This window comes from Oceanobacillus limi (assembly GCF_900111445.1).
GTDB classification, from domain to species: domain Bacteria; phylum Bacillota; class Bacilli; order Bacillales; family Amphibacillaceae; genus Ornithinibacillus; species Ornithinibacillus limi.
The window spans coordinates 1-5,951 of sequence record NZ_FOHE01000040.1; the positions used below are offsets into that span (position 1 = coordinate 1).

The window sequence follows — 5,951 nt, forward strand, 5'->3', positions numbered from 1 at the left end:
CCTGTGACAAATAACATATAATCTCTTTCACTTTGCTCTCTTAAATATCGCTTGATTTCTCTAATCACTTCTGGATCTCTAACAGGTTGTACAAAATTCAACTTACTTCATCTCCTTGCTCATATACTTCTATACGCAAAATTAGAGCAAGCTTATAAAACGCTCTTGATTTAATTCGATAATACTTTCTTTCACTAAATCCAAGTTCATTGTAAATCTCATAATCATAAACGTCTTCATCAGTTAAATAGCGTTTTATAATAATTGATCGTTCTTGATAAGTTAACCGATTAACCGCCCTTTGTATTCTTTTGATAAAATCCCGTCTTTTTTTCTCTTGGTCTATCTTCTTAATTGCTGCATCTTCCGTACTGGAATGAAATTGATTGCTAGGTGCAGTTGCAACAAGCTTTAATGATGACGTTATTTTAGGTTCAATATCCTCTGGATCCATTAGCAGATAAAACTTATAACTCTCCAATTGCTCCTCTACTGCATCACGTGTAGCATCACGATCTAGCTTTGGTAACTTAAAAGATAATTGCTGTTCTGTCATTCCGACCCCTCCTCGAAATAATAAAAGGACACTAAACAACAGCAATAAGCTGTCGTTCAGTGTCCTCCAGTTAGCTGGTAGAACTATTTAATTTTTAGATATTGAAATAGCCTAATAACATTTTCCCTTTGTCTTTTAGCATATCCCTCTGCAAATGTTAATTTATCGCCAAATTCGTCATTTTCATAAAAAGGTTGCCCAACTTCAGTGTTCCTCATCGTGTTAATGAAAAATTGGAAGTCACCTGTAATCTCTGTTACTTCATTTATTAATTTATCAGGAATCTCGTTTTTAGAAATACTTGAAATATAGTCATAAAGTTCTTCCATGTTTTTTATAAATACATTTTTTGAATCCTCTTTGTAATAGATCGTATTTGGAATTTTTACAAGCTCACGGCTCATATAATCCAATCTACTTTTTATAAACAAAATGTGTTTCTTGAAAATTTGATTTATGTCTTTTTTTCGTCTTTTTCTATCTATTGACACAGAAAATTGATTCAATAAAAAACCGATTATTAGACCAATTAACCATTGGAATTCTCTAATATATTCCACTAAAAATCTTCCCCCTCATCAAACTTAACTCGCTTCACCCTCCCTTGATGCGTGATAACCTTTGTCTCACCATGTTCAGGTAAATACGTTATTTTCGCTTTCCCTTGACAATATACGACAACAAACGGCTTATCTCCTTCTTTTATGTCTAGATTCAACTTTTCGTTCTCGAAAGAAATCTTCTTTAATCTCACGATACCGCCCCCACTGTTGTTATTACAATGCCTTTTTATAACAAGAATCACACAAGCAACTTTTCGCATTCTGCGGATTCCTAGAGCACTCTTTACATGGTTTCACTCGTTATCCCTCCCTATCTCGCGTTTTAATCGAACATTTGATAACTGCTCATTCATGAGATCCCTATTCAGTTCGTCAATCCTAGTCAATGCTCTTTTATGAACTCTTGAAAATGCAATTATTGTTAATGCATATAACACTACAGTTAGTAATAAAAATGTTGTTGTTAGTTCTGTCATTTTTCAACTTCCTCATACGCTTTTGCAGCTTTATTCAATTCCTCTACATAAGTCCATTCGAGTGTGTACAAACTCACTTCGTCTATAACCCTGCCATCGCTAGTTTCATAAACACCCATTTGGTATAGACTGTTGATTAGATCATTTTTTCTATCTTGCGCAGCTTGTTGATCTTTTCTTTCTGCTATATCGTTCATTTTTATCCCCCTACCGTTTATAAATGGCTTCCCAATATTCGTCATAAGTAGAAGCTAAATATTTTTTCCTTTTGCTGAAATGTTTATATGGAATCATCACTTTATGAATCTTCTTCACACACTCATAACCACGCTTTTCCTTATCCCTGCAAAGATCGACACACTTCTTTTTCGTGGTTGCTCTGACTTTGCTTATTTGACTCATGCCAGATCACTTTCTTTTACAAATACACCGTTTACCATTTTTCCTTTGCGGTCTTTGATTTCTTCATATGCTTGTTCTATACAATCTCTAATATCTAGATCCATTTGCATAGAAAGAATTGTTAACACTACATATACATCACCAATAGAATCAATTACTTGAGCAGTAATACCTTTAGCTAACCCTTGAGATAGTTCTCCAACTTCTTCAACCAGTTTCAGCATTTGTTTTTCTGGTTGTGCTTCATCTAATCCTCTGTCAATCGCCCACACTTCAATGCGATCAGTCAATTTACTTATATTGTTCATAGGTTTACCTCCTTCACAAATTCACCTTGATTTATACGTTTCAAAAACTTATCAACGCTGCAACCTCGGTAAATTCCGTTTTGATACTTATAAAAAACATGTTGTTCAACTTGATCTTCAACACGTACCATCATTGCTCCAGTTACTACGAAAATTTTCATACCGTGATGATATACTTCGTTTTCTTTTGGGACATATGTTTTGAGTTCAGGCATATCAAATATCGTTAATTGATTCTCCATGGTACCCTCCTGCAGATTCGGTATATAAACAGCAATCCGATTGCATTTAAAGTCTTTTTGGAATAAAGCTATCTTCATCGTTGGGTCTCATTGGATTGAATTGCACTTTATATCCCAACTCTTTCATTCGTGGGATATGTTCATCAATCACACCGATATAACCTTGTATTTGATTATGGCCACAACAGCAACCAGTAGTTGCTATGCCCTTGTTCCATAAGTCTTGTATTTCCCCCAATAGACAAGCATCTATACATAGGGTTTCGCGGAATGTATACCACCCGATACTTCCCATTCCCTTCATATGTTTAGGAGTATCAACTTCAATTTGATTTTTATAGTTTCCGACTACTACACTGTCATCGCAATTACACATAATTTTTATTTTAATGCTCCTTTATGAGTGATGTACTTCATTGGATTCACCTGCCAAGGCTTTGTCTATGACTTGCTGTACATTATCTGACGTTTCAACCAATGACGCTTGGAATGCTATTTCTTCAATAGCCTGTTTATACCGTTTGTTTTGCGCTTTTTCTCCAGCTAGTTCCCAATCAGTTATTTTTATATGTTTTTCCAAATCCTTTTTGGTTGAAATGTGTTTTTGGTATAGTTCATCAAAATGCTTTTCTAACTGCTGCTTTTCTTCTGCTTGTTTCTTGATATTTTCTTGTGAAGATTCCCTAAATAACTTCACGTTCATTTCCAGTTCTCTTACACGCTTTTGTTCCGAAGCTAGCTGTCTGTCCATGTCCTCTAAGTCTTGGGCATTCTTTTGAGAGCGTTCAGCTTGTTGGATTAGCCAGTCAAAATCTTCTTCAATCGCATTATCTTGTGCGGATGATGGATTAAAATCATAACCATTTTTAAAGTTCCATTTAATTCTTTCTAACCTCTTCTGATCAATCATCCTCATACACTCCAATCAATTTAGCTTTTGATACTCTTTGAGCTCTTTTCAATTTACCTGGCAACTCTATTTGTTTATATAAAGCGTAATGATGTGGACAAAAATCATAACCTGGCTGAGCCTTCCGAGCGCATTCTTTACACAAAGGCAAGTCGCACGTTTCATGTTGGTAAGCTTTTTGTTCAATGAACCTTTTGTAATCTCGGAAGAATATAACTGGATGATATTCAATGATATAGTCACACAACTGAGTAGCTTCTCTTTTTCTGCATATTGTGCAGGGATTTTCGAATACCGCTGGATCATTCATCTTGTCCACCATCCTTGAATAAATAAGCAAATGGCTTCATTGGCTTTTTCCGATCTACTTGATGCAAAAGAGCAACAATTACCTCGATCGGATCCCTTTTAACCCTTTTAGAAATCTGTTTATAGTGCATTCCTTTGTTATGCAGCTCTGTTATCTCTTTAAGTTGCCGTTTTGAAATCCCTAGTTCTTTTCCTTCTAGCAATATCACCTGTTCGTCATATCTGCCTTTGAAGTAGGCATCTTTGCGAGTGAGAGTGTTCATGCCCTCAACTCATTCATTTTCCTTCTAGTTTCCTCTGCTCCTGGTACCGCCTTATCTTGTACAGCACTTTTATGCTGATTCCACTGAATCCACTTTCGATTTGTTTCTTCTTGTGTGTCCTTTGGGTCAAATACCATCACGCTTTTCATTCCGTTCCACATTTAAAACGCCTCCTGTCGCCTGTGATCTTCACCTTCTAGTCGAATTCCAGTTGCGTTGTTCATCATTCTAGAAATAATCCTTGGACCATTATTCCCGTATTTTTGTTGTAGTTCGCTTTCCGAGTAGTTTGTTGTACAAATTACGGATTTGTTTAACCTAAGATCGAAAATCTTGTACAGAACATCGGAAGCCCATGTTTCATGACCTGAATCATTCGCTTTTACGTACTCAGAACCTATATCGTCCAGAACTAACAAATCCAAATCATTAATCATACGAAATATTTGTTCTTCCGTTACTTGCGAATGATGTCCGTAAGTACTTTTAATTCGGTCGAATAAGTCAGTAACCTTGATATATAGAGCTTTATATTTTTTATCTCTTATAGCTTTAGTAACGGCATAAGCCAAATGACTCTTACCAAGTCCTGGATTACCACTAAAAGCTAATGACTGTATTCCGTTAAATCCCTTCACAAACTTAATTGCTGACTGTTTGGCTTTAAGTTGGAAATCATTTTGGGGCCTGTATGAACTGACTGTTGCTTTTTTTAAATCATCGGATACACGTTCGAAGCTAAGAATAAAATTCCTTTCTTTACTATTTCTGAATTCTTCAATGGTTGGTAGATTCAGTTTCTTTTTTAAATTTTCATCAGCACAAGGTTTACAAGCTCCCATAATACCTCTAGGGGTCTCGAAAAGTTTGTATACCGCCCCGCAGTTTTCACATTCTTTTTCTCCAACTTCTTGTATCTTAGACATTCGCCCAATGATATCTTTAGTCGATTCCAAAGTAATACCTCCTGCTAAAATCTGTCTTTAGATGGATCATACTTACCCATTTGGGGTGGTTCATGCCCAGATCCACCTTTCTTAAAGTTATTTAAAGGGTCCGCCTCATCCACAAATTTTCGTACATCCTTGTCCCTCATGAAGTCAGCCAAAGGATATTTGTGTGTGAACCAATGATTGTTGCTGTTAAGTACGAAAGCATAATTATCAATGGCTTTTTTTAGTTCATCAAAGTGATAATCTTTCAGTCTGGATTTAATTGCACTTCTCATCGCACTGGTTATCTTTTTATGATGAATTATATTTTTAGAAACAAAGTGATCGAATAGATCACGAATTGGATTATCTTTTTCTTTTTCTTCTTCTTTTTCTTTTTCTTCTTCTTTTTCTTCTTCTTGCCCCCTTATCGTTGACGTATCGTGATACGTATCGTAAATACCCTTGATTTTACTGTTTTCTATCCGTTCTCCTACAAAAGGTATCAATGTTTTATCTTTGACTGAGTTCAATTCCGATCTGACACAATCTTCAATTGGTTTGCCACCACGATTGAGGTTATATTTGCCCCAATTTTTAATTGCGAGTTCCCTTGTTTCAACGTTGTAAATGACGAGTTTGTGATGCTTGATAAACCTGTCTAGTAACGAATTAATACTCTCAATGGAATATCCTGTATCAAACGCCATTTGCTTTTTGGTAATTTGATAGATACCAATTTGAGTAGTGTTTGAGTTTGTAAGTAAATATAGGAAAAAAAGCTTATCTTCGGGCGTCATTTCTTCAACTACCTTTGGATCGTCCCAAAATTCTGTGTGTACCTTTCTGAACTTAGCCATTGTTATCCTCCTTCAATTGCTTATTATTTCTTTCGCATATAGCAAATTTATTTTCCAACCGAATAAAGTCATAATGTGGGTATCGCTGCATATAATCTAATACATGGACAAGTAGATCCTGTTCATTAGT

At 35.6% G+C, this 5,951-nt stretch carries 14 protein-coding genes and 1 pseudogene; all 15 read right to left on the reverse strand.

Translation table 11 applies throughout. The features are described from left to right. Positions 1–101 (reverse strand): annotated as a pseudogene (locus tag BMX40_RS20725) (tyrosine-type recombinase/integrase); the annotation flags it as partial. Then, positions 98–556 (reverse strand): ArpU family phage packaging/lysis transcriptional regulator, encoded by a 459-nt coding sequence (locus BMX40_RS19660; protein WP_090873130.1) that lies wholly within the window; start codon positions 554–556, stop codon positions 98–100. The gene BMX40_RS19660 and the pseudogene BMX40_RS20725, both read right to left, overlap by 4 nt. An 83-nt stretch (positions 557–639) precedes the next feature. Continuing rightward, entirely contained in the window at positions 640–1,116 is a 477-nt protein-coding gene (locus BMX40_RS19665; protein ID WP_090873131.1) for a hypothetical protein, read from the reverse strand. Continuing rightward, complete coding sequence (locus tag BMX40_RS19670; protein WP_090873153.1) at positions 1,116–1,310, reverse strand: XtrA/YqaO family protein; 195 nt, start codon at positions 1,308–1,310, stop codon at positions 1,116–1,118. Before BMX40_RS19670 ends, BMX40_RS19665 begins: the two co-directional genes overlap by 1 nt. Before the next feature lie 102 nt (positions 1,311–1,412). After that, complete coding sequence (locus BMX40_RS19675) at positions 1,413–1,595, reverse strand: hypothetical protein (RefSeq protein ID WP_090873133.1); 183 nt, start codon at positions 1,593–1,595, stop codon at positions 1,413–1,415. Continuing rightward, positions 1,592–1,792, reverse strand: a complete 201-nt coding sequence (locus BMX40_RS19680; RefSeq protein ID WP_090873135.1) for a Fur-regulated basic protein FbpA — start codon at positions 1,790–1,792, stop codon at positions 1,592–1,594. Before BMX40_RS19680 ends, BMX40_RS19675 begins: the two co-directional genes overlap by 4 nt. 201 nt (positions 1,793–1,993) lie before the next feature. Continuing rightward, positions 1,994–2,305 (reverse strand): MazG-like family protein, encoded by a 312-nt coding sequence (locus BMX40_RS19690; protein ID WP_090873139.1) that lies wholly within the window; start codon positions 2,303–2,305, stop codon positions 1,994–1,996. Beyond that, positions 2,302–2,547 carry a hypothetical protein gene (locus tag BMX40_RS19695; protein WP_090873141.1) on the reverse strand — a complete coding sequence of 82 codons (246 nt, stop codon included), beginning with the start codon at positions 2,545–2,547 and terminating at the stop codon, positions 2,302–2,304. The genes BMX40_RS19690 and BMX40_RS19695 overlap by 4 nt, the downstream gene beginning before the upstream one ends. A gap of 46 nt (positions 2,548–2,593) precedes the next feature. Further along, positions 2,594–2,923, reverse strand: coding sequence for a hypothetical protein (locus tag BMX40_RS19700; RefSeq protein ID WP_090873143.1), 330 nt, complete (start codon positions 2,921–2,923; stop codon positions 2,594–2,596). Between the two features lie 21 nt (positions 2,924–2,944). Then, complete coding sequence (locus BMX40_RS19705; protein WP_090873145.1) at positions 2,945–3,457, reverse strand: hypothetical protein; 513 nt, start codon at positions 3,455–3,457, stop codon at positions 2,945–2,947. Further along, positions 3,450–3,767 carry a hypothetical protein gene (locus BMX40_RS19710; protein WP_090873147.1) on the reverse strand — a complete coding sequence of 106 codons (318 nt, stop codon included), beginning with the start codon at positions 3,765–3,767 and terminating at the stop codon, positions 3,450–3,452. Before BMX40_RS19710 ends, BMX40_RS19705 begins: the two co-directional genes overlap by 8 nt. Then, entirely contained in the window at positions 3,760–4,029 is a 270-nt protein-coding gene (locus BMX40_RS19715) for a hypothetical protein (RefSeq protein ID WP_090873149.1), read from the reverse strand. The genes BMX40_RS19710 and BMX40_RS19715 overlap by 8 nt, the downstream gene beginning before the upstream one ends. After that, on the reverse strand, positions 4,026–4,190 hold the full coding sequence (locus BMX40_RS20490; protein ID WP_170840872.1) for a hypothetical protein: 165 nt from the start codon (positions 4,188–4,190) through the stop codon (positions 4,026–4,028). The genes BMX40_RS19715 and BMX40_RS20490 overlap by 4 nt, the downstream gene beginning before the upstream one ends. Beyond that, positions 4,191–4,985, reverse strand: coding sequence for an ATP-binding protein (locus BMX40_RS19720; protein ID WP_090873151.1), 795 nt, complete (start codon positions 4,983–4,985; stop codon positions 4,191–4,193). It abuts the gene before it with no gap. 14 nt (positions 4,986–4,999) lie between these two features. Then, positions 5,000–5,821: a hypothetical protein gene (locus BMX40_RS20730; protein WP_244513676.1), complete on the reverse strand. Its 822-nt coding sequence runs from the start codon at positions 5,819–5,821 to the stop codon at positions 5,000–5,002. Positions 5,822–5,951: the final 130 nt, after the last annotated feature.

Coding starts and splice junctions, on each gene's coding strand:
- BMX40_RS19690 (WP_090873139.1), bottom strand. CDS start 2,305: ATGAACAATATAAGTAAATTGACTGATCGCATTGAAGTGTGGGCGATT.
- BMX40_RS19710 (WP_090873147.1), bottom strand. CDS start 3,767: ATGAATGATCCAGCGGTATTCGAAAATCCCTGCACAATATGCAGAAAA.
- BMX40_RS19660 (WP_090873130.1), bottom strand. CDS start 556: ATGACAGAACAGCAATTATCTTTTAAGTTACCAAAGCTAGATCGTGAT.
- BMX40_RS19715 (WP_090873149.1), bottom strand. CDS start 4,029: ATGAACACTCTCACTCGCAAAGATGCCTACTTCAAAGGCAGATATGAC.
- BMX40_RS19700 (WP_090873143.1), bottom strand. CDS start 2,923: ATGTGTAATTGCGATGACAGTGTAGTAGTCGGAAACTATAAAAATCAA.
- BMX40_RS19680 (WP_090873135.1), bottom strand. CDS start 1,792: ATGAACGATATAGCAGAAAGAAAAGATCAACAAGCTGCGCAAGATAGA.
- BMX40_RS19705 (WP_090873145.1), bottom strand. CDS start 3,457: ATGATTGATCAGAAGAGGTTAGAAAGAATTAAATGGAACTTTAAAAAT.
- BMX40_RS19675 (WP_090873133.1), bottom strand. CDS start 1,595: ATGACAGAACTAACAACAACATTTTTATTACTAACTGTAGTGTTATAT.
- BMX40_RS19695 (WP_090873141.1), bottom strand. CDS start 2,547: ATGGAGAATCAATTAACGATATTTGATATGCCTGAACTCAAAACATAT.
- BMX40_RS20490 (WP_170840872.1), bottom strand. CDS start 4,190: ATGTGGAACGGAATGAAAAGCGTGATGGTATTTGACCCAAAGGACACA.
- BMX40_RS20730 (WP_244513676.1), bottom strand. CDS start 5,821: ATGGCTAAGTTCAGAAAGGTACACACAGAATTTTGGGACGATCCAAAG.